2 protein-coding genes are annotated in these 955 nt (G+C 46.8%); both read right to left on the reverse strand.

The features are described from left to right. Nucleotides 1-171: 171 nt before the first annotated feature. On the reverse strand, nucleotides 172-333 hold the full coding sequence (locus A3763_RS21555; protein ID WP_068509148.1) for a rubredoxin: 162 nt from the start codon (nucleotides 331-333) through the stop codon (nucleotides 172-174). A 22-nt stretch (nucleotides 334-355) separates the two neighbouring features. Beyond that, on the reverse strand, nucleotides 356-955 hold a 600-nt coding region (locus tag A3763_RS21560; protein ID WP_197483036.1), incomplete at its 5' end, for an alkane 1-monooxygenase.

Below are 955 nucleotides of genomic sequence, written 5' to 3' on the forward strand. Positions count from 1 at the left end.
TGATAAACGTGATAGTTGTTCTGGGCATCGCGTGGGTGAATTAATGGGAACGAGTGTGAGCTCCGGGTTCGCTCTAAAATAAAATTATTTATGCTGCCAAGCTGATATAGATCAAGCTTGGCCTTTTGTAGAAATACCCGGGCATTGCTCTGTCCGGGTAAGTTGATTGCTTTATAGGGCGATGAAGTCTGGTTTTTCTCTGACAAAGCACTCAGGGCAGGGAAAGTCTTCAGGAACCTCTTCCCACTTAGTGCCAGCGGGGTAGCCTTCGTGCTCGGCACCTTTAGCTTCATCATATATATAGCCGCAGTCAGGGCATTGAAATTGACTCATGGTCTAAACCTCCTTATGTCTCTTAAGCTGCTTCGGCTGTTTCGCTGACTTTATCACTCACAGGTGGCTGGTGATATTTGTTGTAGACCAGTTCTTTGGAGTCTGGGTCTATATTGACTTTGTCCATATCATTACCAGCCCAATCTATGACTTTTTTGTCCATGATTGAAAACCAGAGTGGTGGGATCATGGCAACCAAAAACATAAGCGGGTAGCCAGAAGGTAGAGAGGGGACGTCGTCGTAATCACGAAGAACTTGATATGGGCGTGTAGGGTGCGCATGATGGTCTGAATGTCGCTGAAGGTGTAATAAAACCAGGTTGGATGCTTTGTGATTACTATTCCAGGAGTGATGAGGTTGGCAGCGCTCATAGCGGCCGTTTTCTTTTTTCAAACGAAGTAATCCATAGTGTTCTACATAATTGGCGCATGTCAGCTGCCACCAACCATAAGCGGCCGAGATTAATAGGAAGGGGATCATAACCGGGCCAAAAAAGGCAAGCATCAGGGTATAGGCTGAAATGGTGAGCGCTGCTGGTTGCAGAATCTCGTTATCCCAAGACCATTCTGATTTTCCTAAACGGTGCAAGCGGTTTGCTTCGAGCCCCCAGGCTCGTCGAAA

The organism is Oleiphilus sp. HI0128, from assembly GCF_001635365.1.

What these genes read in the sequence shown, in the direction of transcription:
- A3763_RS21555 (WP_068509148.1), bottom strand. Translation starts at nt 333, where the DNA reads ATGAGTCAATTTCAATGCCCTGACTGCGGCTATATATATGATGAAGCT.